The organism is Aeromonas sp. 603757 (genome assembly GCF_049171255.1).
Classification (GTDB): domain Bacteria; phylum Pseudomonadota; class Gammaproteobacteria; order Enterobacterales; family Aeromonadaceae; genus Aeromonas; species Aeromonas veronii_A.
In genome coordinates this window covers 399392-424174 of record NZ_JAAKOE010000001.1, presented here as the reverse complement: position 1 = coordinate 424174, position 24783 = coordinate 399392, and the positions used below count along the sequence as shown (strand labels likewise).

22 protein-coding genes and 1 other annotated feature are annotated in these 24783 nt (G+C 59.0%); of the genes, 14 read left to right on the top strand and 8 right to left on the bottom strand.

Annotation, left to right across the window (positions count from 1 at the left end):
- The first annotated feature begins 188 nt into the window (after positions 1–188).
- The 5 genes from G5332_RS01805 (at position 189) to G5332_RS01785 (ending at position 6124) form a co-directional block, all read left to right on the top strand.
- Complete coding sequence (locus tag G5332_RS01805) at positions 189–1382, top strand: class I SAM-dependent methyltransferase (protein WP_005336736.1); 1194 nt, start codon at positions 189–191, stop codon at positions 1380–1382.
- Positions 1383–1715: 333 nt separating this feature from the next.
- Positions 1716–2900 carry an acyltransferase family protein gene (locus tag G5332_RS01800; RefSeq protein WP_421311067.1) on the top strand — a complete coding sequence of 395 codons (1185 nt, stop codon included), beginning with the start codon at positions 1716–1718 and terminating at the stop codon, positions 2898–2900.
- Positions 2901–3307: 407 nt separating this feature from the next.
- Complete coding sequence (gene selD, locus G5332_RS01795; protein ID WP_128815504.1) at positions 3308–4345, top strand: selenide, water dikinase SelD; 1038 nt, start codon at positions 3308–3310, stop codon at positions 4343–4345.
- The gene (mnmH, locus tag G5332_RS01790; RefSeq protein ID WP_421311066.1) at positions 4342–5457 is read left to right on the top strand and encodes a tRNA 2-selenouridine(34) synthase MnmH; all 1116 of its coding nucleotides are present in this window, start codon (positions 4342–4344) and stop codon (positions 5455–5457) included. Before selD ends, mnmH begins: the two co-directional genes overlap by 4 nt.
- 22 nt (positions 5458–5479) lie before the next feature.
- Complete coding sequence (locus G5332_RS01785; RefSeq protein WP_408841525.1) at positions 5480–6124, top strand: MBL fold metallo-hydrolase; 645 nt, start codon at positions 5480–5482, stop codon at positions 6122–6124.
- Positions 6125–6299: 175 nt separating this feature from the next.
- On the opposite strand, the gene rnd is transcribed toward G5332_RS01785, so the two are convergent.
- The 7 genes from rnd to G5332_RS01750 form a co-directional block, all read right to left on the bottom strand.
- The gene (gene rnd / locus G5332_RS01780) at positions 6300–7412 is read right to left on the bottom strand and encodes a ribonuclease D (RefSeq protein ID WP_421249788.1); all 1113 of its coding nucleotides are present in this window, start codon (positions 7410–7412) and stop codon (positions 6300–6302) included.
- Positions 7413–7520: 108 nt separating this feature from the next.
- Positions 7521–9197: a long-chain-fatty-acid--CoA ligase FadD gene (gene fadD, locus G5332_RS01775; protein WP_085942148.1), complete on the bottom strand. Its 1677-nt coding sequence runs from the start codon at positions 9195–9197 to the stop codon at positions 7521–7523.
- Positions 9198–9395: 198 nt separating this feature from the next.
- Positions 9396–10274: an alpha/beta fold hydrolase gene (locus G5332_RS01770; RefSeq protein ID WP_265783315.1), complete on the bottom strand. Its 879-nt coding sequence runs from the start codon at positions 10272–10274 to the stop codon at positions 9396–9398.
- An 8-nt stretch (positions 10275–10282) separates the two neighbouring features.
- A complete protein-coding gene (locus G5332_RS01765; protein ID WP_265783369.1) occupies positions 10283–10798 on the bottom strand; it encodes a Slp family lipoprotein in 516 nt (171 codons plus the stop codon).
- A gap of 119 nt (positions 10799–10917) precedes the next feature.
- Positions 10918–11619: a tRNA (adenosine(37)-N6)-threonylcarbamoyltransferase complex dimerization subunit type 1 TsaB gene (gene tsaB, locus G5332_RS01760; RefSeq protein ID WP_338454717.1), complete on the bottom strand. Its 702-nt coding sequence runs from the start codon at positions 11617–11619 to the stop codon at positions 10918–10920.
- A 93-nt stretch (positions 11620–11712) separates the two neighbouring features.
- Positions 11713–13632, bottom strand: a complete 1920-nt coding sequence (locus tag G5332_RS01755; RefSeq protein ID WP_421249787.1) for an ATP-dependent DNA helicase — start codon at positions 13630–13632, stop codon at positions 11713–11715.
- A gap of 67 nt (positions 13633–13699) precedes the next feature.
- Positions 13700–13945, bottom strand: a complete 246-nt coding sequence (locus tag G5332_RS01750) for a hypothetical protein (protein ID WP_139408228.1) — start codon at positions 13943–13945, stop codon at positions 13700–13702.
- A 187-nt stretch (positions 13946–14132) separates the two neighbouring features.
- Positions 14133–14257, top strand: a sequence feature (His leader region).
- 28 nt (positions 14258–14285) lie between these two features.
- On the opposite strand from G5332_RS01750, the gene hisG reads away from it, so the two are divergent.
- The 8 genes from hisG to hisIE are packed head-to-tail and all read left to right on the top strand — an operon-like array spanning position 14286 to position 21546.
- A complete protein-coding gene (hisG, locus tag G5332_RS01745) occupies positions 14286–15182 on the top strand; it encodes an ATP phosphoribosyltransferase (RefSeq protein ID WP_005345626.1) in 897 nt (298 codons plus the stop codon).
- Positions 15183–15194: 12 nt separating this feature from the next.
- Positions 15195–16520 carry a histidinol dehydrogenase gene (gene hisD, locus G5332_RS01740; protein ID WP_421221701.1) on the top strand — a complete coding sequence of 442 codons (1326 nt, stop codon included), beginning with the start codon at positions 15195–15197 and terminating at the stop codon, positions 16518–16520.
- Positions 16517–17587: a histidinol-phosphate transaminase gene (gene hisC, locus G5332_RS01735; protein WP_421311065.1), complete on the top strand. Its 1071-nt coding sequence runs from the start codon at positions 16517–16519 to the stop codon at positions 17585–17587. The genes hisD and hisC overlap by 4 nt, the downstream gene beginning before the upstream one ends.
- Positions 17588–17602: 15 nt before the next feature.
- Positions 17603–18727 (top strand): bifunctional histidinol-phosphatase/imidazoleglycerol-phosphate dehydratase HisB, encoded by a 1125-nt coding sequence (hisB, locus tag G5332_RS01730; protein ID WP_421259773.1) that lies wholly within the window; start codon positions 17603–17605, stop codon positions 18725–18727.
- Positions 18727–19368, top strand: a complete 642-nt coding sequence (hisH, locus tag G5332_RS01725; protein ID WP_421311064.1) for an imidazole glycerol phosphate synthase subunit HisH — start codon at positions 18727–18729, stop codon at positions 19366–19368. Before hisB ends, hisH begins: the two co-directional genes overlap by 1 nt.
- Entirely contained in the window at positions 19369–20130 is a 762-nt protein-coding gene (gene hisA / locus G5332_RS01720; protein ID WP_421311063.1) for a 1-(5-phosphoribosyl)-5-[(5-phosphoribosylamino)methylideneamino]imidazole-4-carboxamide isomerase, read from the top strand.
- Entirely contained in the window at positions 20130–20903 is a 774-nt protein-coding gene (gene hisF, locus G5332_RS01715) for an imidazole glycerol phosphate synthase subunit HisF (protein WP_421311062.1), read from the top strand. The genes hisA and hisF overlap by 1 nt, the downstream gene beginning before the upstream one ends.
- Complete coding sequence (hisIE, locus tag G5332_RS01710) at positions 20896–21546, top strand: bifunctional phosphoribosyl-AMP cyclohydrolase/phosphoribosyl-ATP diphosphatase HisIE (RefSeq protein WP_338454710.1); 651 nt, start codon at positions 20896–20898, stop codon at positions 21544–21546. The genes hisF and hisIE overlap by 8 nt, the downstream gene beginning before the upstream one ends.
- A 33-nt stretch (positions 21547–21579) precedes the next feature.
- On the opposite strand, the gene G5332_RS01705 is transcribed toward hisIE, so the two are convergent.
- Positions 21580–23040 (bottom strand): KAP family P-loop NTPase fold protein, encoded by a 1461-nt coding sequence (locus G5332_RS01705; protein ID WP_421311061.1) that lies wholly within the window; start codon positions 23038–23040, stop codon positions 21580–21582.
- A gap of 359 nt (positions 23041–23399) precedes the next feature.
- Between G5332_RS01705 and G5332_RS01700 the strand changes: the two genes are divergently transcribed.
- Positions 23400–24689 carry a sensor domain-containing diguanylate cyclase gene (locus G5332_RS01700; RefSeq protein ID WP_421311060.1) on the top strand — a complete coding sequence of 430 codons (1290 nt, stop codon included), beginning with the start codon at positions 23400–23402 and terminating at the stop codon, positions 24687–24689.
- The last annotated feature ends 94 nt before the right edge of the window (positions 24690–24783 follow it).

Sequence of the window (24783 nt, the reverse complement as noted above, 5' to 3'; positions counted from 1 at the left end):
AACTGTGACATATAAGATAAACAGCGTGAAACGCCAACATTGAGATTCTGCAAATCTTGCATATGCAACACTCGGGCGTTGTCCAGACGTACAATTCGTCACTCTGCCATATACCAGCAAAGGCTGGCTTAGCCGCACTATTGCACATAGAATGTGGCCCCTTTTCTTTCTACCATCGGCAAACATCCATGAGCGCTTCCATCTATCTCGTCAAAGGCCGCGAAAAATCCCTGCTGCGTCGCCACCCCTGGATCTTCTCCAAGGGGATTGAGCGGGTTCAGGGCAACCCCATTGACGGCGATACCGTCGAGATCTATGCCAACGATGGCAAGTGGCTCGCCCGTGGCGCCTGGTCAGGCAGCTCCCAGATCCGTGCTCGGGTCTGGACCTTCGACAAGGATGAAACCGTCGATCTCGACTTCTTTATCCGTCGTCTCAAATATGCGCAGGAGTCTCGCGATCCGCTGATCAAGCGTCAGGGCCTCACCGGTTACCGCCTCTGCGCCGCCGAGTCCGACGGTCTGCCGGGTCTGACCATCGACCGCTACGCCGATTTTCTGGTATGCCAAATTCTCTCCGCCGGTGCCGAGTTCCAGCGTGAGCTGATAACGCAGGCACTGCGTACCCTCTACCCCGAGTGCAGCATCTATGAGCGCTCCGACGTGGCAGTGCGCAAGAAGGAAGGGCTGAAAGAGCGCACCGGCGTTATCTATGGCGAGACCCCGAACGAGCCGGTGGTCATCGAGGAGAATGGCGGCGTCAAGATCCTGGTGGATATTCGCAACGGCCACAAAACCGGTTTCTATCTGGATCAGCGGGACAACCGTCAGGCTGCCGCCAAGTACACCGAAGGCAAGCGGGTGCTCAACTGCTTCTGCTACACCGGTGGGTTTGGCGTTTATGCCCTCAAGGGCGGCGCCAAGGAAGTGGTCAACGTCGATCTCTCCCAGAATGCGCTGGATATCGCCCGCCAGAACGCCGAGCTGAACGGGCTGGATACCAGCAACACCCAGTTCGTCCGTCACGACGTGTTCAAGCTGCTGCGTGAATACCGCGAGAAGGGCGAGAAGTTCGACGTCATCGTGCTGGATCCGCCCAAGTTCGCCGAGAGCAAGGCGCAGCTGCTGGGTGCCTGCCGTGGCTACAAGGACATCAACATGCTGGCGTTCCAGCTGTTGGCGCCGGGTGGCGTGCTCTTGACCTACTCCTGCTCCGGCCTGATGGAGCAGAGCCTGTTCCAGAAGATCGTTGCCGATGCAGCGCTTGATGCCGGTCGCGATGCCCAGATCCTGGAGCTGCTCTCCCAGGCCTCCGATCACCCTATCGGTACCGCCTATCCGGAAGGCTTCTACCTCAAGGGTCTGGTGGTACGCGCCCGCTGATCGGCAACCACCCTCCCCTTGTGATCAATCAGGCCCCTTGCGGGCCTGATTGTTTTGCCCGCGCCGTATAGGCCTGAATGACCACCCTCTCTGCTTTATTGGTGTTTCCTCTCCTCCTCTTTCCCTACCTGCTCTCCACGGCTTCTCTGTTTAAATTTCATTGCACAAAAGCTGCACATTTATGATTCAAATCACATCCGTATGACTCTCTTTTCCGTAGTGTGATCCCGCCTGCGGCAGCCAAGCCGGGGCAACCGTCCCGTCAGGATTGATGGGCGGTACAACAACAAAGATCGATGTCAGGCCAAGCTGAACATCACAAGGGATCCCGTTATGAATCAATCATTGCCGCTGTTAACGCCGCTGCGGGGCATCGCTGCCCTGATGGTGGTGCTGTTCCATGCCCGATTATTGCTCTTTCCCCAGTGGATGGAGTCGATAGCAGGCCACCCCCAACTCATCGAGAATGGCTACCTCTGGGTCGACCTGTTCTTTATTTTGAGCGGCGTGGTGCTGGCCCATGTCTATGGGGAGGCCTTCACCCGCACACCCCGCACCGTGAGCTATGGCCGTTTTCTCTGGCTGCGGCTGACCCGCGTCTATCCCCTCTACCTCGTCACCCTGCTACTGCTGGTCGGCTGGGAGCTTTACAAGGCGCAGCACGGGGTGGGCTTCTACGCCGGCCCCTTGTTCAAGATGTGGGAGTGGGAAGGGATGCCCCCCTTCGGCTCCCCCTTCACCCCGGCCGAGGCGCTGCCGAGCGCCTTCCTGCTGCTGCAGGTGGTGACCGATCACGGATTGACCTGGAACTTCGCCGCCTGGTCGCTCAGCGTGGAGTGGATCAGCTACCTGCTGTTCCCGCTGCTGATTCCGCTGGCGGTCACCCGCAGTCGCTGGAGCCATCTCGCCCCCCTGCTGGCGCTGACGGTGCTGGCCTTTATCGTGCACAGTCGCGGCACCCTGGATGTCACCAGCGGCGTGCTGGCGGTGGGGCGCGGAGTGAGCGAATTTGTGCTCGGCCTGTGGCTGCTGCCGAGGGTCAAGGCCGCGGAAAACTTCCCCATGATGAAGCGAGATCTGCCGCTGCTGGTCGCCTTTGTGCTGCCCTTTGCGCTGATGCAGTTCACCATGACGCCGCAGCTGACACTGCTGCTGATCGCCTCCTACGTGCTGCTGATCTGGATTGCCGCCTGCCAGGGCAATCGCCAAAGCCCGCTGCTGCGCCTCCTGGATAACCGCTTCACCAACTGGCTGGGGGATCTCTCCTACTCCATCTACCTGCTCCATGCGCTGGTGCTACTCACCGGCTGCGAGCTCATCCACTATCTGGCGCCGGGGATCACCGAGTGGTGGTATGGCCAGACCAACCCGCTGCTGGGGGTAGTGGCAACCTTGCTGATGCTGGCGGTGCTGATCGGGCTCTCGGCGCTGAGCTACAACCTGCTGGAGCGGCCACTGCAACGGCGCCTGCGCCGCTGGGGCAAGGCTCGCCAACCGGTGCTGGAGCAAGCCGGCTAATCTGTTTTTGTCAGCTGATTGCCCCGCAGAGGTCAAGCCAACCTCTGCGGGCAAATCTGCGAGTGCTCTCCCCTGCCGATAGCTGAGCGGTTCATGGCAGCGCCCTCGTCCCTTACCTTTCACCCGCCAATCCCCTTCGCTTTGTGTGAATTCCTGTTCGAACCGGAGGGGGCATTTGTGGCATAATGCCCTGTCCTGTGGCCCTTGGCGGGGCTGTGTTGGCGCATCTGTCGCCTCTTCTTCCCCGTCCTACCCGGCAGCCCTGCGTGACTGCCTGACATCACTGCTTCCAGAAGCAGCCAAGGCCACCTATTTTTGCGGCTCTTTACATGACGGTAGATGGCCGCGCATTGACCAAGATGGCTCCCGCAGAGCCTCTGCACACGGTGCACAAACAAGGGGTAAGTATGTCTTCCATTCGTCTGACCCAATACAGCCACGGCGCTGGCTGTGGCTGCAAAATCTCTCCCAAGGTGCTCGACACCATTCTCAAGAGCCAGATCCCGGGCTTCAACGACCCGACCCTGATCGTTGGCAACAGCAGCAAGGATGACGCGGCCGTGGTCGATATCGGCAACGGTCAGGGCATTGTCTCCACCACCGACTTCTTCATGCCCATCGTCGATGACCCCTTCACCTTTGGCCGCATCGCCGCCACCAACGCCATCAGCGATATCTACGCCATGGGCGGCAAGCCTATCGTTGCCATCGCCATCCTCGGCTGGCCCATCAATACCCTGGCGCCGGAAGTGGCCCAGCAGGTGATCGACGGCGGCCGTCAGGTATGCCACGAAGCGGGCATTTCGCTAGCCGGTGGCCACAGCATCGATGCCCCCGAGCCCATCTTCGGCCTCGCGGTCACCGGTATCGTGCCCCTGGACGCCATCAAGCAGAACGACACTGCCAAGGTGGGTGACACCCTCTATCTGACCAAGCCTCTTGGTATCGGTATCCTCACCACCGCCCAGAAGAAGGGCAAGCTGAAGCCGGAACACGAGCAACTGGCCCCCAACGCCATGTGCACCCTCAACAAGATTGGTCAGCGTTTTGCCGAGCTGCCGGGTGTCCACGCCATGACCGACGTGACCGGTTTTGGTCTGGCGGGCCATCTGCTGGAGATGTGCGAAGGATCCAATGTCAGCGCCCGCCTCGACTTCAAGGCACTGCCGCTGCTGGATGAGGTGGATTACTACCTCGCCGAGGGCTGCGTACCGGGCGGGACCCTGCGCAACCACGACTCCTACGGCCACAAGCTCGATGCCATGGACGATCGCACCCGTAACATCATGTGCGATCCGCAAACCAGTGGCGGCCTGCTGGTCGCAGTGGGTAAAGAGAGCGAAGCCGAGCTGCTCGCCATCGCGCACGAAGCTGGCCTTGCGCTCTCGCCCATCGGCCAGATCAAGCCCCTTGAGGGCTCCCGCTTTATCGAGATTGTCCAATGAGTGAATTGCCACTGGCCACGGACTACGCCGAACTCTTTTTGGACGATGTGCCGTTGATTGATGTGCGCGCCCCCATCGAGTTCAAGGAGGGGGCCTTCCCCTGCTCGACCAATCTGCCCTTGATGACAGACGATGAGCGCGCCCAGGTGGGGACCTGCTTCAAGAAGCAGGGTCAGGCCGCCGCCATTGAGCTTGGACACAAGCTGGTGGGGGGAGCAGTACGTGCCGAACGACTCGAAGGCTGGCTGGCGCAGTTGCGCCAGCAGCCCGATGCCGTGCTCTACTGCTTTCGCGGCGGCCTGCGCTCGCAAACCGTACAACAGTGGCTGGCTGATGCGGGGGTGACTCGCCCCCGCGTCGCCGGAGGCTACAAGGAGCTGCGCCGCTTCCTGATCGACACCCAGGACAAGGCCTCTGCCGAGTGTCGCTGGAGTGTGCTGACCGGCATGACCGGCTCCGGCAAGACCCATATGTTGGACCACGTAGCTCAGGCGCTCGATCTGGAAGGACACGCCCATCACAGGGGCTCCTCCTTCGGTCAACTGCCCGGCGGCCAGCCCAGCAACATCAACTTTGAAAACAACCTCGCCATCGAGCTGCTTAAACGCCGCCATCGCGGCGAGCAGACCTTCGTGGTCGAGGATGAGAGCCGCCTGATTGGCCGTTGCTGCCTGCCTCTCTCCCTCCATGAAGCCATGAGTCAGGCACCGCTGGTGGTGGTGGATGTTCCGCAGATCGATCGGGCCGAGCAGATCCGTGAAGATTACGTGCACGATCTCTGGCTGCGCTATCAAGCCATGTATGGCCAGGAAGCCGGCTGGCCGCTGTTTGCCGCCTACCTCACCGATGCGCTGGCCCGTCTCAAGCGCCGTCTTGGCGATCAGGCCCACCGCGAGCTGGATGCCCTGATGCAGACCGCTCTCACCGAGCAGGAAAAGAGCGGTGATACCGCGCTGCATCTGGCCTGGATCACGTTGCTGCTGACCCGCTACTACGACCCCATGTATCTCTATCAGCTTGGCAACAAGCAGGAGCGCATCGTGTTTCGCGGTGACAAGCAGGCCTGTCTCGACTATTTCGCCGAGCAGCATGCCAGCGCGCTGCGCGGCTGACCCATCCCAAGAGAGGAACTCTATGTTGAAATTCGAGGTGATCCCGGTCACCCAGTTCGCCCAGAACTGCTCCCTCATCTGGTGTGACGAGACCCATCAGGCGGCCCTGATCGATCCGGGCGGCGAAGCGGACAAACTGCTGGCGGCCATCGCCAAGCGTGGCCTGACCCTGACCCACATCCTGCTCACTCACGGTCATCTGGATCATGTGGGTGCCGCCGCCGAGCTGCGGGAAAAAACCGGCGTCGCCATCACCGGCCCCCACAAGGAGGACGCCTTCTGGCTCGACATGCTGCCCCAGCAGAGCCAGATGTTCGGCTTCGCCCATACCCCCGCGTTCACACCGGATCGCTGGCTTGAGCAGGGTGACAAGGTGCAGCTTGGCCAGTGCGAGCTGGACGTTTACTTCTGCCCCGGCCACACCCCGGGCCATATCGTGCTGCTCTCCCAAGCCGAGCAGCTCGCCTGGGTTGGCGATGTGCTGTTTGCCGGCAGCATCGGCCGCACCGACTTCCCCCGTGGCGATCACGGGACGCTGATTAAGTCGATCACCGAGACCCTGCTGCCCCTTGGCGATGAGATCGTCTTTATCCCGGGCCATGGCCCCAGCTCAACCTTCGGCCGCGAGAAGGCGAGCAACCCCTACCTGACCCAGCCTCTCTGGTGATCAAAAAAGGCAGCGGTGTTCCGCTGCCTTTTTCACTCTTCCCATCTCTAGCACCAGCCAAATTGATCGCATGGCCAGATCGGCCACCCCATCATTGCCTCTCTCTGAATGTCGTCCAATAAAAAATCCCCACCCGAGGGTGAGGATTGATTCATAGGTGCAACAATCAGTGCACTTATTGTTCCAAAAGGTGACCGACCAGCTCATGGCGCCACCCTTGCAGCAGCATCGGCTTGTCGCTGCGAGCCCGCTCTTCGTCGTTCATCCGCCAGCTCCAGGTGAAGTACTGGTGAATGATCTTCTTGCTGGCAATCAGCTCGGGCGGAATATTGCTCGCCTTGGCCTTCTCTTCCACCATGGCCTTGATGCGCTTGAGCTCGGCCTTGTACTGGGGAAAGTCCACGAGCCGGCGAATGGGCTCGGGCCAGCTGTCAGGATCGCTCTGCTGCGCCTTGGCGACAATATCGAGCATCCGCTTGCCGTGGATCTTGATCTCGATGGGCGAGAGGCCGAGCTCGTTGAGATCCCGCAGGGAGGCAGGACGACGCTCCGCCACCTTGAACAGGTGCAGCTCTTTCACCACAAAATTGAGGGCCAGATCCCGGCGCACCGCCTCTTGCTGGCGCCAGGCGGCCAGCTCGCGCAGAATGGCGAGCTCGCGGCGACCCAGTTGCCAGGCGTTGACGATGTCAAGATATGCCTGACGGGGATCGCTACCCTGGGTCTTGCGGGCGGAGTGGTTCTGGCACTCCTGCTCGAACCAGGCAAACTTGCCGCTTTCCCGCAGTTTGGCCATCACCTTCTCGTAGAGCGGCATCAGGTAGAAGACATCCGCCGCCGCGTATTCGAGCTGACGCGGTGTAAGCGGGCGTGCCAGCCAGTCGGTGCGCGCCTGATCTTTTTCCAGCTCGACCCCGAGGAATTCATTCACCAGCGCACCAAAGCCGACCGAAACGCCGTAACCGAGAAAGGCGGTAGCAAGCTGGGTGTCGTGCATCTGGTTGGGCAGGTGGCCAGCCTGATGCTGGATAAGCTCCAGATCTTCGCCAGAGGCGTGCAGGATGGCGATCTGCCCTTCCCTGCCCAGTCGTTGCCAGAGGGCGGAGAGATCCAGGGTAAGCGGATCCAGCAGCGCCAGATGCTCGCCGTCATAGATCTGGAACAGGCCAAGCTGGGGATAGTAGGTACGGGTGCGAACGAATTCAGTATCGATAGCCAGGGGAACGTCGGCCAGAGAAGCGAGATACTGCTCAAGTTCGTCTTGCTGAGTGATAAGTTGATAGTGCATCTGTGCCTGCGCGGTTGATCAGGGCCAAAAAGAAAAAACCGTGGGATGACCCACGGTTTTGCATAACGACGGTGCTGGTTTGCAGAGGCTTCTGCAGCCACAGTCCGGTTATTGCTTGGCAATCTCCTCGTCGCGCAGTACGCGGCGCAGGATCTTGCCCACATTGGTCTTGGGAAGTTCGTCACGAAATTCTACCAGTTTCGGCACCTTATAGGCAGTCAGATGTTTACGGCAGTGGGCAATAATCTCGTCCTCCTGCAATTTTGCATCTTTCTTGACCACAAAGATCTTCACCAGCTCGCCGGAGACCTTGTGCGGCACGCCGACAGCGGCCACTTCCAGCACTTTCGGGTGCAGGGCAACGACATCTTCGATCTCGTTCGGGTAGACATTGAAACCGGAGACCAGGATCATGTCCTTCTTGCGGTCAACGATCTTGAAGAAGCCCTGCTCGTCGCAGACGGCGATATCACCGGTACAGAGCCAGCCATCCTGCATCACTTCGGCGGTCGCCTCCGGGCGCTGCCAGTAGCCCACCATCACCTGCGGGCCGCGCACCTGCATTTCGCCCGGGGTGCCGAGGGCGTGGATCACCTGACCGTTGTCATCCACCAGCCGGATCTCGGTAGAGCAGACCGGCAGACCAATGGAGCCGTTGTAGTCGGTCAGATCGTAGGGGCAGACGCTCACCAGCGGTGAGCACTCGGTCAAGCCATAGCCTTCCAGCAACGGGGTATCGGTCAGCGTCTTCCACTTCTCCGCAACCGCGCGCTGCACCGCCATGCCACCGCCGATGGTCAGCTTGAGCTTGTCAAAGGCGATGCCCTGAAACTCTTCGTTGTTGACCAACGCATTGAACAGGGTGTTAACCCCAGTAATGCAGGTGAAGGGGTACTTCTTGATCTCTTTGACAAAGCCCGGGATGTCGCGCGGGTTGCTGATCAGCAGGTTGTAACCGCCGATACGCATAAAGAGCAGGCAGTTCACGGTCAGGGCGAAGACGTGATAGAGGGGCAATGCGGTAACCACAAACTCCTTGCCACGTTCCAGCATGGGGCCGTAGACACCGAGGCACTGCTCGACGTTGGCAATCATGTTACGATGAGTCAGCATGGCCCCTTTGGAGAGGCCGGTGGTGCCACCGGTGTACTGCAGGAAGGCGAGATCGTCGTTGGTGATCTCCGGCTTGATGTACTGCAGGAAACGCCCCTTGGAGAGGGCCTGACGCATGGTGGTAGCGTGGGGCAGATTGTATTTCGGCACCAGCTTCTTGACGTACTTGACCACGAAGTTGACCAGGGTGCCCTTGGCCAGCCCCAGGTTGTCCCCCATCCGGGTCAGGATAACGTGCTTGATCGGGGTGTCGTAGACCACTTTTTCCAGGGTATGGGCGAAGTTGGAGACGATGACGATGGCTTTGGCACCGGAATCTTTGAGCTGGTGCTCCAGCTCGCGCGGGGTATAGAGCGGGTTGACGTTGACCACTATCATGCCGGCGCGCAGGATGCCGAACACGGCGATGGGATATTGCAGCAGGTTGGGCATCATCACCGCAACCCGATCCCCTTTCTCCAGCTTCAGCTCGTTTTGCAGGTAGGCAGCAAAGGCGCGGGACTGCTCTTCCAGCCGGCGGTAGGTGATGGTTTGGCCCATGTTGACGAAGGCAGGCTGATCGGCAAACTGGGTTACCGAGGACTCGAACATCTCGACCAGGGAGCTGTATTGGTCTGGATTGATCTCGGCGGGGACCCCTTCCGGATAACGTTTCAGCCAGACTTTTTCCACAAACTTCTCCTGCATAACTAGCACCTGTGCGCTCACTGTGTTGCCTCCGTCCCGGTTCACATCCATTTTAATCGGTTGTTTTAAGCTGATGCTCTAATGCCGCACATATTTACACAGCGCAACATCAATTAACAGCAAATTAACAACAGAAAAATGTGAGGGAGAAAACAAACCTGGAATTATTGAAAGCTGGCGATTCTACCGAACTTGACAAAACTTTACGATACAAACGGCCGTATCAACCGAATTTTCCATATGAAAATGGTGGTTTCCACCCAATATGACCCGCTCGATCTGCTGGAAGGCATCCTGACGGGCCTGCCATTGGGCTTCAAGCGCAGCAAAGCCCTGCTCCCCCTGAATCAACAGCACCGGACAACGGATAGCCACCATCAATGCACGAGCCTGTCCTTCGCTCATTCTCAGGGGTGACAGATCCCGCAAGCGGGGGTCGCTGCGCCAGTACCAGCGCCCTGCCCGCTCTTCAAGCTGCCGTTCACAGATAAGGCGCGCCGCCTGCGGCGTGATATCCGCCACTTTGCAACGGGCGGCGACAGCCTCATCGATGGAAGCAAAGCCGTTGGCACTGCGCTCCCGGGTGCGACTGCGGTTTAAAATCGCACGTCGCAGCTGGGCAGGTACCTCCTCATCGGGCTGACTGAGCGGGCCCAGCCCCTCCAGCATGATCAACCGCTCCACCTGTTCGGGAAACACCCCGGCATAGGCCGAGGCGATCAACGCCCCGAGGGAGTGACCGAGCAGAGTGAAGCGTGACCAGCCCGCCGCCTGCACGATCTGGTAGAGATCGTCCAGCCAGTCGACAAAGACATAAGGGGTGGTCTTGTGATCGGAGTGACCGTGCCCCGGCAGATCGACACAGATGAGGTGAAAATCTCCCAGATGCGGCGCCAGCGGCAAGAAGCTGGCGCTATTGTCGAGCCAGCCATGCAGGGCGATCAGCAGAGGTTTGCCCTGCTGATCATGCTCCGCAGACTGGTTATCCAGCAGGGCTACCCGCCGCCCATCTGCCAAGGTCAGCAGACGTTCGTGCAGAGTGCTTTTGATGCTGTTGATCATGGCAAGCCTTAGCGACGCAGCGGCCGTCTCGGCCAGAAGGGATCATAGAAGGGGTCGTAGAAGTAGGGGTCCATATAACGTACCTCCACCTCCTTGACTGGCGGCCACAGCTTGCTGCCCGTCACATTGAGCACAGAGAAGCGGTACTTGTGCTCGCCAATCTGGCTATCAACCGGTTTGCCTATGGTGCCAAGCACCGTCAGACTGCGCCCCTTGGCATAGAGGGTCGGGTCGACAAAGCCCTTCATGATGGCCAGAAAACGGCCCGGGCTCTGCTCGGTCTGCTCCGGCACGCCGTTGGACTTGAGCGGCAAATAGACCACTTCAATGACGCTCTGATCCGCCTTGTTGTGCACCGCCGAGATAACGCCGCTCCAGCGGGCCGGTTTGCCCTCCATTCCGCCAAGGGCGGGTTGATAGGCCACCAGCTGGTTTTCGGGCTCATAGGCCAGCTCTTTAGGAACCGAGCTGCAGGCCCCGAGCAGCAGGGCCAGCGCCCCGACCACCATCCCGCGTTTCAGCATGTCGCTTCTGGACTTACACATCATGTCACTCTCCCGTTGCCGGCGTGGCCCGTAGGGGCCATCCGCTCGTGTTACAGCTGATGAGCGGCAAGAGCGACATGAAATCAGCGCTCCTGCCCTTATTCGCGACCCGGCAGTTTTTTCCAGGTCACCTTGTCACGCAAATAGACCGGCGTCGCCTGCTCCACCGGCACCGCCTCCCCCGCCAGCCAGGCGGCGCGGGCCAGCGGCAACATATCTTCTGCCGCCGGGAAACGCACCTGGCTCACCTCCAGCTCATCGGCCAGACCACTCAGGGTCTCGCCATAGGTCTCAAAACCAGTGCCGACGCAGGTCACTGGGCCCGCCAGCTTGCCACGGACGTCAACCAGTGCCGCGGGCTCGCTCACCACCTCGTCCCCCACCAGCTGCATGCGGCCATCAATCAGCTCATAGCGGCCGAAATAGACCTCGTTCATCCGCGCATCGATGGCGGTCAGCACCTGCTCGGCGCCATCCAGTCGATAGGCGCCTTGCGCCATGGCGGCCAAGGTCGAGATGCCAATCAGCGGCACACCTGCACCAAACGCCAGACCTTGCGCCACACTGATGCCGATCCGCACGCCGGTAAAGGAGCCCGGGCCGCGGCCGAACGCGATGGCATCGAGGTCACTCAAACTTATCCCGGCATCCTCTAACACAGCCTGAACCATGGGCAGGATTTTTCGGGTGTGATCCCGTGGCGCCTCCTCCCAGCGGGAGAACAGCTTGTCACCCACCAGCAAGGCGGCGGAGCAGGCTTCGGTAGCGGTATCAACGGCCAGGATCTTCAACTCGTTCATGCTTTCCAATCTCTATAAAATCAGTCAATTACATAACCGGCAAGCGAGATATGCTCACCCGTTGTTTAAATCTGTTATCTGGCGGCACACTTATTATTCACCGCGTTCAGTGCGATCGAAAAAGCTCCCCAACGTTCCCAACTCCCGGGTACGGGGGATGGCGGGCAGACTCTTGATAAAGGTGGCGCCGTAAGGTTTGTTGACCATTCGGGGATCACAGATCACCAGCACCCCGTGATCAGTGCGATCACGAATAAGCCGCCCCACCCCCTGCTTGAGGGCAATCACCGCCTTGGGCAACTGCAGCTCGGCGAAGGGATCGCCCCCCTTGAGCTTGCAATCATCCACCCGCGCCTTGAGCAGCGGATCATCGGGGCTGGCAAACGGCAGCTTGTCGATGATAACACACGACAACGCCGCCCCTCGCACGTCGATCCCCTCCCAGAAACTGCTGGTCGCCACCAGCACGGCACGGCCATTCTCGACAAACTCCTTGAGCAGCCGCTGCTTGTTGTCCTCCCCCTGCAACAAGACGGTGCGGCCAATCTCCCGGCGCAGCACCTCAGCCACCTGACGCATCACCTGATGGCTGGTGCAGAGGAAGAAGCAGCCGCCCGGTGTCTTGTTGATCAGCGGGATCATCAGATTGGCCAGCTGCTCGCCACGGCCAAAGGCGTTGGGCTCCGGCAGATAGCGGGGCACACAGAGCCGCGCCTGCTCGCCATAGTCGAACGGACTGTCGAGGATCAGCTCGGCGCTGCCCGCCAGCCCCAGCTCGGCCTTGAAGTGATCAAACCGCATATCCACCGTCAGGGTAGCGGAGGTGAAGACCCAGGCCACTTCCGGTCTTTGCACCTCGGCACTGAATCGCTCGGCCACCGATAGCGGCGTCAGATTGAGGGTGAAATGAAGCCGCGAGCAGTCGTACCAGTAGGAGAAACCGGTCTGGTTGACCGCCAGCACTTCACCCAAGCGGGTGCGCAATTCACTGATGCGCTCGAAGGCGTGATCCAGCTGCTCGCCCCGGCCGAGAGCCAGTTTCAGCACCTCGTAGCAGAGCCCGATGGCATCGTTGAGACGAGCCAAGGCCTGACCCCAGAGCGGCTGGCGCAGCATGTCGCGGGTATTGCCGCGACCGCCATCCACTCCGAAGGCGAGCCGTAAATCCTGACTGGCGATAGCGAGCCGGTCTGCCGCCTTGCCAAGCTGGGCCATGTCGCGGGCCTCGGCCCGATAGGCAAGCTGGATATCCTGCGCCAAATCCTGAATCGTTCGGCTGCCCACCGACTTGCCGAAGTAGTTGGTGGCGATCTCCGGCAGCTGGTGTGCCTCGTCAAACACATAGACTTGCGCCTCCGGCACCAACTCGCCAAATCCGGTGTCTTTCACCGCCATATCGGCGAAGAAGAGGTGGTGGTTGATCACCACCACCTGGGCGTCCATGGCTCGGCGTCGGGCCACCACCAGATGGCAGTCGTCGTAATAGGGGCAGTCGCGACCGAGGCAGTTGTCGTTGGTGCTGGTGACGTGGGCGAGGATCTCGGCGTTCTCCTGCAATCCCGGAATATCCCCCACATCGCCGTTATCGGTGGCGGTAGACCAGGATTTGACCTTCACCAGATCGTTCAGGATCTCAGGCTTTTGCAGATGGGATTCGCTCAAGAGCCGGTTCATCCGCTCGATGCAGAGATAGTTGCTGCGCCCCTTGAGCAAGGCCACCGGCGGGGTGTAGGAGAGCGCCCCTGTGATGGTCGGGAGATCCCGATAGAAGAGCTGCTCCTGCAGGTTCTTGGAGCCGGTGCTGATCACCACCCGCTTGCCGGACTCCAGCGCTGGCACCAGATAGGCGTAGGTCTTGCCGGTACCTGTCCCCGCCTCCACTAGCAGACGGCCACCACTTTTGATGGCGCGCGCGACCGCTTCGGCCATCTCCAGTTGGGGAGCGCGGGCTTTGAAACCGTCGATATGGCTGGCCAGAGGGCCATCTGGCTTGAACAGGGTCTGGATGGTCAAAAGGGCGTCCCGCAGCAAAAGCGGCCATTATGCCAAAAGTGTGGCAAAAGCGGGACTGATTCTGCGCCTAGACGAACAGATCGATCTGGTGATCGGGATCCGGCTTGTGATCGTCCTCCTCCGCCTTTGGCTGATCACGCTTGGCGGGCGTGTTATAAGCCTGCTGGCGCTGCTGGGAGTCACTGTTGTCAGTGCCGGTCTTGCGCAGTTGATGTTTCTTGCTGATCTGGTTCACTTCCCGCTTGATCTCTTCGCTACCGGGCGCGGCAGGTGCCCGGGGCAAAATGGGGAACAACAGGTCCTGGCTGGGCATGATGGCGACTCCTGCAGGGGTTATTGTCTAGTTATCGACCAGAAAACCGTTTTCGCCACTTTAATCGATCAAATCACAATTTCGGGTTGCATTTTCTGTCAAGGCAGGTAGTTTAAATCAGGCGTCAATTACGACATCTTATTTTGTAAAGGATTGATTACATGAAGTTCACCACCCTGAAGACTCATCACCACCATCATCATCCCGACTAGTCTTTCAGGAGGTTGACTGCTGGAGGACACTTAACTGGTGACTTCCAAAAGGACCGCAAGATTCATAAACCCTCGGAAGCACCCACTTCCGAGGGTTTTTTCGTTTTTGACTAGAAGGAAATCGAGCAATGGAAACACAACGTCTACGTATCGCCATGCAAAAGTCCGGTCGTCTGAGCCAGGACTCCCAAGCCCTGTTCAAGAGCTGCGGCCTGAAAATCAACCTGCGCGAGCAGCGCCTTATCGCCCATGTCGAGAACATGCCCATCGATATCTTGCGGGTGCGCGATGACGACATCCCGGGTCTGGTGATGGAAGGGGTGGTTGACCTTGGCATCATCGGCGAGAACGTGCTGGAAGAGGTGCAGCTTATTCGCGCTTCACAGGGACTACCCTTCGAGGTCAAAACCCTCAAGCAGCTGGACTTTGGTGGCTGCCGCCTCTCGCTGGCGGTGCCGGAAGATGTGAACTATACAGGGCCAGCTAGCCTTGCCGGCAAACGCATCGCGACCTCCTATCCCGGGCTGCTCAAGCGCTTCTTTGACGAAAAGGGTCTCGGCTTCAAGAGCGTGATGCTGGGCGGCTCGGTGGAAGTGGCACCCCGCGCGGGTCTCGCCGATGCCATCTGCGATCTGGTCTCCACCGGTGCGACCCTGGAAGCCAATGGCCTCAAAGAGGTGGAGGTGATCTACCGCTCCAAGGCTGTGCTGGTACAGGCCCCCAACCCCTTGTCCGATGCCAAGCAGAAGCTCATCGACAAACTGCTGCCCCGCATTCAGGGGATGCAGCAGGCCCGCGAGAGCAAATACATCATGCTGCACGCCCCCAAAGACAAGCTCGATGCCATCACCGATCTGCTGCCGGGTGCCGAGCGCCCCACCATCATGCAGCTGGCCGGTGACACCAATCAGGTGGCGCTGCACGTCGTCTCCAGCGAGACCCTGTTCTGGGAGACCATGGAGCAGCTCAAGGCCCTCGGTGCCAGCTCCATTCTGGTGCTGCCCATCGAAAAGATGATGGAATAAGGAAGGGAAATCATGCAGACCCTGATCTGGAAGACCCTCTCCCCCGCCCAGCAAGCCGATGTGCTGACCCGCCCTGCCCTCAATGACGAGGCCGATATCGGCCTCGTGGTACGGGACATCATCGCTGCAGTGCGTAGCCGTGGCGATGAGGCCCTGCGCGAGCTGAGCCAGCGCTTCGAGCGCGCCCCCCGTGAGCAGTTGCGCGTTAGCGAGGCAGAGATTGAAGCCGCCTGTGCGCGGCTGGATAACGACATCAAAAGCGCCATCGAAGCGGCGATTGCCAATATTCGCACCTTCCACGCCGCGCAAGTGCAGCCATTGGTACGGGTAGAAACCCAGCCCGGGGTGGTATGCGAGCTGCGCACCCAGCCCATCAGTCGGGTCGGCCTCTATGTGCCGGGGGGCAGCGCGCCGCTCCCCTCCACCGTGATGATGCTGGCCATTCCGGCACGCTTAGCCGGTTGCCGTGAAGTGGTGCTCTGCACCCCGTCTCCGGCGAGCGACGAGATCCTGTTTGCCGCCCGCGCCTGCGGCGTCGAGAAGGTGTTCGCCATCGGCGGCGCCCAGGCCATCGCGGCGATGGCTTACGGCACCGAGAGCATTCCCAAAGTGGACAAGATCTTCGGCCCGGGCAACGCCTATGTGACCGAAGCCAAGGGACAGGTATCCCGCGACTGGCGCGGCGCCGCCATCGACATGCCCGCCGGCCCCTCCGAGGTGCTGGTGATTGCCGACGAGAGCGCCAACCCAGCCTTCGTGGCAGCAGATCTGCTCTCCCAGGCCGAGCATGGCCCCGACAGCCAGGTGGTGCTGGTGACTACCTCGCCCCTGTTGGCCGATGCCATCGCAGGGGAGATCAAGAGCCAGCTGGCCAAGTTGAGCCGCCGCGATATCGCCGCGCAGGCGCTCGGCAGCAGTCTGGTGATCCTCTGTGACGATCTGGCCGAGGCGTGTGCCATCTCCAACGCCTATGCGCCGGAGCACCTGATCGTGCAGACCCGAGCCCCCCGCGATCTGCTGGATAAACTCGAGAACGCCGGTTCCATCTTTCTCGGAGCATGGACCCCCGAGTCGGTCGGCGATTACGCCAGCGGCACCAACCACACTCTGCCTACCTACGGCTATGCCCGCACCTGCTCCAGCCTTGGCCTCGCCGATTATCAGCGCCGCTACACGGTGCAGGAGCTGAGTGAGCGCGGTATTCAGGGCCTTGGCCCTATCGTCGAGCGTATCGCCCAGGCCGAGGGGCTCGATGGCCACAAAAATGCCGTCACCCTCAGGTTGAATGCCTTGGCCACCGCGCCCCAACCAACAGCACAGCAGAAGGATTTGTCATGAGCATTGCCAATCTGGCGCGCCGCGTGGTGCGGGCCCTCACCCCTTATCAATCCGCCCGCCGCATCGGCGGCAAGGGCCACGTCTGGCTCAACGCCAACGAGGCGCCGCAGGCCTATCCCTTCACCATCGAGGGGAGCCGTCTCAACCGCTACCCCGAGTGCCAACCGGCCGAGGTGGTGAACGGCTATGCCGCCTATGCCGGGGTTAACCCCGATCAGGTGCTGGTGAGCCGCGGCGCCGACGAGGCCATCGAGCTCTTGATCCGCACCTTTTGCGAAGCGGGTGAAGATCAGATCCTCATCTGTCCGCCCACCTACGGCATGTACGCCATCAGCGCCGAGACCTGCGGCGTAGGTATCGTCGAACAGCCGCTGACCGCCAGCCGCCAACCGGACTGGCCCGCCATCGCCGATCGCCTCAGTGACGTGAAGCTGGTGTTTCTCTGCTCCCCCAACAACCCCACCGGGGATCTGGTGGGTCGCGACGGCCTCATCGCCCTGCTGGAAAAAGCGCGGGATCGCGCCATCGTGGTGGTGGACGAGGCCTATATCGAGTTCTGCCCCGAGGCCTCCGTGGTGGACCTGCTGGCCCGCTGCCCCAATCTAGTGGTGACCCGCACCCTCTCCAAAGCCTTTGCTCTGGCGGGGATCCGCTGCGGCTTTACGCTGGCAAGCCCCGAGGTGATCGCCATGCTGGCCAAGGTGATCGCCCCCTATCCCATCCCCGAGCCCATCGCCCAGATCGCGGCGCAGGCCCTCTCCCCCATGGGACTGGAGCTGATGCAGGAGCGAGTGGTGGAGCTCAACAAGCAAAAAGCCGCCTTCAAGGCAGAGCTGACAACGCTTGCCTGCGTGAAGGAAGTATTCGAGGACAAGGGCAACTTCGTGCTGGTGCGCTTTGTGGATGGCGCCGCCGTCTTTGCCGCCATGAAAGCCGCCGGCATCATTCTGCGGGATTTCTCCAGCAAGCCGGGTCTGGACAACAGCATTCGCATCACCATCGGCTATCAGGGCGAGATGGATGCCGTGCTGGCGGTATTGCGTGATCTGCCCTCTCCCTCTTTTTAAGACAAGGATGTAGCGATGAAGACCCCGTTTTTGTTTATCGACCGCGACGGCACCCTGATTGAAGAGCCGGTGACCGACAAGCAGGTGGATAGCCTCGCCAAGCTGCGCTTCGAACCCATGGTCATTCCGGTGCTGCGCGAGTTGCAGGCCGCCGGTTACGTGCTGGTGATGGTGACCAATCAGGATGGGCTGGGCACCGCCAGCCTGCCGCTGGAGAACTTCCAGCCTCCCCACGACCTGATGATGCATCTGTTTGAATCGCAAGGGGTGAAGTGGGAGCAGGTGCTGATCTGCCCCCACTTCCCCACCGACGGTTGCAGCTGCCGCAAGCCCCACCTCGGGCTGGTGAAAGAGTATCTCGCCTCCGGTCGCATCGACTTTGCCAACTCCTTCGTGATTGGCGATCGCCAGACCGATCTGCAACTCGCCGAGAATATGGGCATTGGCGGTATTCGCTACCACCCGCAGGATCACAACTGGCTCGCCATCCGTGATCAGCTGTTATCCAAGGGCCGCGTAGCCTCGGTGGAACGCTATACCAAGGAGACCCGCATCCAGGTGGCAGTGGATTTGGACCCTTCCGCCACAAACAAGAGCGGCGGCAACCAGATCGCCACCGGCATCGGCTTCTTTGATCACATGCTGGATCAGATCGCCACCCACGCCGGTTTCCAGCTCAAGCTGAACGTCAGCGGCGATCTGCATATCGACGATCACCACACGGTGGAAGATGTGGGGCTGGCGCTGGGTCAAGCACTGCGTCAGGCCCTTGGCAACAAGCGCGGTATCGGCCGCTTCGGCTTCGTGCTGGCGATGGACGAGGTGCAGGCGGTGATCGATGCGCGTCCGCTGACCGAGCAGGAGGTGAGTACCGCGCTGGATCTCAGCGGTCGCCCCTACTTCGTGTTTGACTGCCCGAGCGGCTTTGGCCGCGACAACGTGGGCGAGATGGCCACCGAGATGGTGCCCCACTTCTTCCGCTCCCTCTCCGACGCCATGGCAATCACCTTGCAGATGAAAGTGGGCAGCGGCAACACCCACCATCAGGTGGAGGCGCTGTTCAAAGGCTTTGGCCGCGCCCTGCGTCAGGCCATTCGGGTGGAAGGGAGCGAGCTTCCCTCCAGCAAGGGAGTGCTGTGATGGATGTGAGCAAGCAGAAGCTGGTCATTATCGACACCGGCTGTGCCAATCTGGCCTCGGTGCGCATGGCATTCGAGCGCCTCGGCGTGCAGCCGCTGGTCTCCAGCCTGGCCGCCGATATCGAGCAGGCGGACAAACTGATCCTGCCCGGTGTCGGCACCGCGGTGGCCGCCATGAAGAACCTCAACGAGCGCGGGCTGGTGCCCCTTATTCGCGCCGCCAAACAGCCGCTGCTGGGCTTTTGCCTCGGTATGCAGATGTTGGCGGAGGCCTCCGAAGAGAGCATGGGTACGGATGACTCATCAGAGCGGCTTATCGACTGTCTTGGCATAGTGCCGGGCAAGATCCGCCTGATGGAGGTCGGTAATCTGCGACTGCCCCATATGGGCTGGAACCAGATTGAACACGACGAGACCCATCCTCTGCTCAAGGGGATCCCGAGCGGCAGCTACTTCTACTTCGTGCACTCCTATGCGCTGGAGGTGACCGAAGCGACGCTGGCAACCTGCGACTACGGCCAGCCGTTTACCGCCATCGTCGGTGGGGTTGCAGCGCACAGCAACTTCTTCGGCGCCCAATTTCACCCGGAGCGCTCAGGCGCAGCCGGTGCCCGTTTGCTGCAAAACTTTCTGGAGCTATGAATGATCATTCCCGCAATTGACCTTATCAACGGTCAGGTGGTTCGCCTCTATCAGGGGGACTACGACCAGAAGACCGAATACAGCAGCAGCCCGCAGGCCCGCTTCGATGAATATGTCTCCCAGGGGGCGGTGCAGCTCCATCTGGTGGATCTGGACGGTGCAAAGGATACCAAGGCGCGCCAACTGCCCCTGCTGACCCAACTGCTGTCGGCCACCGAAGCACCGGTGCAGGTCGGCGGTGGCGTGCGCACCGAACAGGATGTGGCAGACCTCTTGGCCGCCGGTGCCAGCCGGGTGGTGATCGGCTCCACCGCCGTCAAATCCCCGGATCTGGTGGCAAGCTGGATGGAGAAATATGGCCCCGAGCAGATCGTGCTGGCGCTGGACGTCAATATCGATGGGGAGGGCAATCGCCATATCGCGGTGGCAGGCTGGCAGGAGAACAGCGGGGTGACCATCGAAGCGCTGATCGAGCGCTTCCTCCCCGCCGGGCTCAAGCATGTGCTCTGCACCGACATCAGCCGTGACGGCACCCTGGCTGGTACCAACGTCGAGCTCTATCGGGATCTCTGCGCCCGCTACCCGAGCGTCGCCTTTCAGGCCTCCGGCGGCATTGGCGGCATCGCGGATATCGAGGCGCTCAAGGGCTCCGGCGTCAAGGGGATCATCCTTGGCCGCGCCCTGCTGGAGGGCAAGTTCTCGGTGGGTGACGCCATCGCCTGCTGGCAAGCCCCCGCATCTGATACCACAGGAGGCAACTGATGCTGGCAAGACGCATTATCCCCTGCCTCGACGTGAAAGATGGCATGGTGGTCAAAGGGGTGCAATTTCGCAACCACGAGGTGATGGGCGGCATTGTCGAGCTGGCGCGCCGCTACGCCGAAGAGGGTGCTGACGAGCTGGTGTTCTATGACATCACCGCCTCCAGCGATGCGCGGGTAGTGGACAAGAGCTGGGTGAGCCGGGTAGCGGAGGTGATCGATATCCCCTTCTGTGTCGCCGGTGGCATCAAAAGCGTGGAAGATGCCCGCCAGATCCTAGAATTTGGCGCCGACAAGGTCTCCATCAACTCCCCGGCCCTTGCCGACCCGACCCTCATCAGCCGACTGGCCGAGCGCTTTGGCGTACAGTGCGTGGTGGTGGGCATTGACTCCTACTTCGACGCCGACACGGGCCACTATCAGGTCAAACAGTTTACCGGCGACGAGAGTCGCACCCGCACTACCGCCTGGCACACCCTCGATTGGGTGCAGGAGGTGCAAAAGCGCGGCGCGGGCGAAATCGTGCTGAACGTGATGAATCAGGACGGCATGCGCCAAGGTTATGATCTCGAGCAGCTCAAGCTGGTACGCAGCGTCTGCAAGGTGCCGCTGATCGCCTCCGGCGGCGCCGGTGCCATGGCACACTTTCGCGATGCCTTTACCCTCGCCGATGTGGACGGGGCGCTGGCCGCCTCTGTGTTCCACAAGGGCCTTATCCCCATTCCCGAACTGAAACGCTGGCTGAAAACCGAAGGAGTCGCCATCCGTGAATAACTTCTCTGAAAATGCACAAACCACCGCCAGCGCGCGCCCTCTTGCCGAGCAGCTCGACTGGGAAAAATGCGATGGCATGATCCCCGCCATCGTCCAGCATGCCGCCAGCGGCGAGGTGCTGATGCAGGGCTTTATGACCCGTGAGGCACTGGAAAAGACCCAGACCACAGGTCAGGTCACCTTCTTTAGCCGCAGCAAGCAGCGGCTCTGGACCAAGGGTGAAAGCTCGGGCAATGTGCTTAACCTTGTGGCCATCAGCACCGACTGCGATCAGGACTCCCTGCTGATTGCCGCCAATCCCGTCGGCCCCACCTGCCACAAAGGGACGACCTCCTGCTTCCATGGTCACCCGGTGCCGCCCCTCGGTTTTCTGGCGGAGCTGGAGCAGGTGCTGGCCGCCCGCAAAGGGGCCGATCCGGCCACCAGCTACACCGCCAGCCTCTATGGCAAAGGGACCAAGCGCATCGCCCAGAAGGTAGGTGAGGAAGGTGTCGAAGTGGCGCTGGCCGCCATGGCCAAGGATCGAGAGGAGCTCATCAACGAATCCGCCGATCTGCTCTACCACCTGACCGTACTGCTACAAAATGAAGGGCTGGGATTACAGGATGTCGTTCAGCGGCTTTATAAGCGGCATAATAAATAAACTGATAATAAAGCCGGGTTATCCCGGCTTTACTCATTTAAGATAAAAAGAACGCTCAACTAAAATTCTATATATAGACATATCATCCTCTAATTCCGACAAGATCATTCTTACCCAATCATTTTCTTGAAAACCATATTCACCTTCCTCCGTCAAAATATCAACCATGATTTTCCTAACATCAATCTCCCCATGATTAATAGAGCGCATCCAATGATATGAATTAATCAAAAAGTGATCAACATAGATATATCTTTTATCTGTAGCCCCTTTAGAGATATAATCGGGCTCAACATCAACACACTCAGCGTCAGTTATTATATAAGTATGTAATTTGGTTCCATACATGTTGATCTTCAGTTTAAATTCATCAACATCAAGTCTGAAATTTACAACATCACTGTAAAAGTTAGTATCGACCTCATTCAAAGAGATCAAGAAAAGTAACAGCGGAAGATTTAACTCTCTTTCATCTGAATAACTTAATAAGACTATTTTTAATCTATCCAACACAAGAGTAGTCAATCTCAGGTTTAGCGAGAAATGCTCAAACATCATCGTAACGAAATCAGTTAGTGAAGCGTTTTTCTTAAAACATGGCCATATGCCATCCACATTAACACTGAGTAATACAAGTTCATTTTCTATAAAATTCTTCAATGAATCTGAGTTTAAAATGAACCTTCTATGAAAAAATCTACTTAGGTAATGTTGAGCGTTAAACCCTTCTCCATATATGGCTTTAACTGAATGCTGCAACTGCTCGGTATCTGTTGCCAGCACAAATACCACCCTGGGAATATCAAAAATATGCTTGATAGTCTCCAGCATTTCCACAGCATAGGAAGGACGACAACGATCAAGCTCATCTATCAAAATAAATGCGGGATAGTCCAGTTCTCCTTCACTTAAACCAACAGCTCCCTCAACCCATTGCCGGATCTCATTTTTAAGATATTGGATAGATTCATAACGCTCTTTCTGATTACTGCATAAGGCATCTACCAGCTGATTGGCTTCCTCCCCTTCCAGAGAAAAATCCTCATCCTCCAACCCGGCTTTTTTGATTGCCGCTTTCAGCGCCAGTTTGCCGCCGACCTTAAATAATCCAAGCAGCCGCTGACGCATTCCTTCTGGAATCGGGTTTTCTTTTCCCGCAATCATTTTTAACTGGTCGATAATCGATGAAATCACAGTCAATAAAGGATCATCGGAAAAGTCCTGCTGCCAGGCATCGATATAGACGGTGGGATAGTGCGCTTTCAGCTCCATATACCAGCGCTTGATAAACCAGGTTTTTCCCGCCCCCCACTCGGCATTAAGGTTGAGCACATAGTTGCGTTGCTTGCCTTCGGCGGCGAGGTAGTTGGTCAGAAACTCGGCATAGCGGGCGCGATCCAGACGATCGGCACTCAAGATCTCTTCGCAACCCGCAATGGCCCCCGGCCCGTCCCACTGAACTGCGTCATTCCAATTAAACGGTGCCACTACCATCTCGTATCTCTCCATATTGCGTTGCTGGAGATGATATCAGGGACACCGAGGAAATAGTTTGACTAAAGACCTGTTCGTTACCCTTTTTGCCACTTGGGGAGGTTTATTTAGCTGTTGTTCAACTTCTCTGCCGAGAGCCGATGATAGAGGGTCGATACATGGTGGCAAGCTATCTCAACAACCATGGACTCAACTGATTTCCTTTGATTTGCTCAGAGGTTACAACCATGTGACATAACGCAGAACCTGCGGAAATAAATGAGAAATATGCCGTGAAGAGTGCTTAATTTAAAGCAGTTGATGCACGTTGGCCTCGTGTTCAGCCAACCAATCACAGCGACCCAAGGATGGCCAACTTCATGAAGGATGAACCCTTCTCCACCCGATTGCAGCACGAGCTGGATCACCTCAGATCCATCTTTAACGAGATGGGGGCTTACCTCTTTACCAAGGATCTGGATGGCCGTTATATCTATGCCAATCAGGCTGTGCTGGATCTCTTTGGTTGTACCCTGGCCGAACTGCAAGGCAAGGATGATCGCGCCTTTTTTGACCTCGACTTCTCGGAAGATCTGAGACGAAATGATCGTCAGGTGCTGGAGCAGCAGGTCGCCATCGCCCGGGAGGAGATCAACTACCTCAAACCCACGGGAGAGAAACGGGTCTACTGGAGCGTGAAAAAGCCGATGTACGACCGGGATGGCACGCTGATCGGTCTGTGCGGCATCTCCACCGATATCACGGAACACAAGCTGATTGAGGCCCGTATGGCCGAGCAGCATCAGTTGCTGGAGATCATCCTGGCCAACGTGGATGCCCATATCTATATGAAGGACAGCCAGCACCGCTTTCTCTACGTCAATCAGAAGGTGTGTGCCCTGCTCGGTTTACCCGCCGAACAGATCATCAACCGCAGCGATAATGAGCTGTTCTCCCCACACGGAGCCAACCAGCTGTGGCAGCTGGACAACCGGGTGTTCGAAACGGGTGAGCTGCAAGCCGGTGAAGAGTCACTGACCGATACCGAAGGCAAGCAACATTACTACTGGTCTGTCAAAGTCCCCTTCAAGCTGGCTGATGGTACCCCCACCCTGATCGGTATCTCCTCCGATATCACCGAGCTGCACCAGCTCAAGGAACAACTGCAATATCAATCGGTTCGTGACAGCCTCTCCGGACTTTATAACCGCCGTTTCTTCTTCGAGGTGTGCGAAAAGAACCTGAGTATGAACATGCGCCACCAGCTCACCTCGGTGCTGATAGTGCTGGATGTGGATCAGTTCAAATGCATCAACGATCGCTACGGTCACCCGCTGGGCGATCAGGCGCTGATCCATCTGGGCAGGGTGATGCAATCGGTGCTGCGCAGCGAAGATGTGCTGGCCCGCATCGGCGGTGACGAGTTTGCCATCTTGCTGCCCAACACCACCCTCTCGGCCGCCGCATCACTGGCCGAGCGACTGCGCCTGCAGGTGATGCAAAGCCCGTTACCCCTTGCCGATGGGGATGAGCTGGTTATCACCATCAGCGCCGGGCTGGTGGAAAATAGCAAGGGGGAGCAGATGGAGAGCCTCTACGCGCGCGCCGATCAGATGCTCTATCAGGCCAAACAGAGCGGCCGCAACTGCGTCGCGTGCAAGGCACGATAGCTGGCTGGCCAGTCAGGCACTCCCACTTCCCTTGCTGCATTTATCCCGACAGCTTAGTCATCCTATTGCACGCTGCTTTCACTCACGCTCGATT

Coding starts and splice junctions, on each gene's coding strand:
- hisH (WP_421311064.1), top strand. CDS start 18,727: ATGGATGTGAGCAAGCAGAAGCTGGTCATTATCGACACCGGCTGTGCC.
- hisG (WP_005345626.1), top strand. CDS start 14,286: ATGGAAACACAACGTCTACGTATCGCCATGCAAAAGTCCGGTCGTCTG.
- hisB (WP_421259773.1), top strand. CDS start 17,603: ATGAAGACCCCGTTTTTGTTTATCGACCGCGACGGCACCCTGATTGAA.
- tsaB (WP_338454717.1), bottom strand. CDS start 11,619: ATGAACGAGTTGAAGATCCTGGCCGTTGATACCGCTACCGAAGCCTGC.
- G5332_RS01750 (WP_139408228.1), bottom strand. CDS start 13,945: ATGCCCAGCCAGGACCTGTTGTTCCCCATTTTGCCCCGGGCACCTGCC.
- mnmH (WP_421311066.1), top strand. CDS start 4,342: ATGAGTGAATTGCCACTGGCCACGGACTACGCCGAACTCTTTTTGGAC.
- hisF (WP_421311062.1), top strand. CDS start 20,130: ATGCTGGCAAGACGCATTATCCCCTGCCTCGACGTGAAAGATGGCATG.
- G5332_RS01785 (WP_408841525.1), top strand. CDS start 5,480: ATGTTGAAATTCGAGGTGATCCCGGTCACCCAGTTCGCCCAGAACTGC.
- rnd (WP_421249788.1), bottom strand. CDS start 7,412: ATGCACTATCAACTTATCACTCAGCAAGACGAACTTGAGCAGTATCTC.
- G5332_RS01700 (WP_421311060.1), top strand. CDS start 23,400: ATGAAGGATGAACCCTTCTCCACCCGATTGCAGCACGAGCTGGATCAC.
- G5332_RS01765 (WP_265783369.1), bottom strand. CDS start 10,798: ATGCTGAAACGCGGGATGGTGGTCGGGGCGCTGGCCCTGCTGCTCGGG.
- hisD (WP_421221701.1), top strand. CDS start 15,195: ATGCAGACCCTGATCTGGAAGACCCTCTCCCCCGCCCAGCAAGCCGAT.
- G5332_RS01705 (WP_421311061.1), bottom strand. CDS start 23,040: ATGGTAGTGGCACCGTTTAATTGGAATGACGCAGTTCAGTGGGACGGG.
- hisC (WP_421311065.1), top strand. CDS start 16,517: ATGAGCATTGCCAATCTGGCGCGCCGCGTGGTGCGGGCCCTCACCCCT.
- G5332_RS01770 (WP_265783315.1), bottom strand. CDS start 10,274: ATGATCAACAGCATCAAAAGCACTCTGCACGAACGTCTGCTGACCTTG.
- hisA (WP_421311063.1), top strand. CDS start 19,369: ATGATCATTCCCGCAATTGACCTTATCAACGGTCAGGTGGTTCGCCTC.
- G5332_RS01800 (WP_421311067.1), top strand. CDS start 1,716: ATGAATCAATCATTGCCGCTGTTAACGCCGCTGCGGGGCATCGCTGCC.
- G5332_RS01805 (WP_005336736.1), top strand. CDS start 189: ATGAGCGCTTCCATCTATCTCGTCAAAGGCCGCGAAAAATCCCTGCTG.
- selD (WP_128815504.1), top strand. CDS start 3,308: ATGTCTTCCATTCGTCTGACCCAATACAGCCACGGCGCTGGCTGTGGC.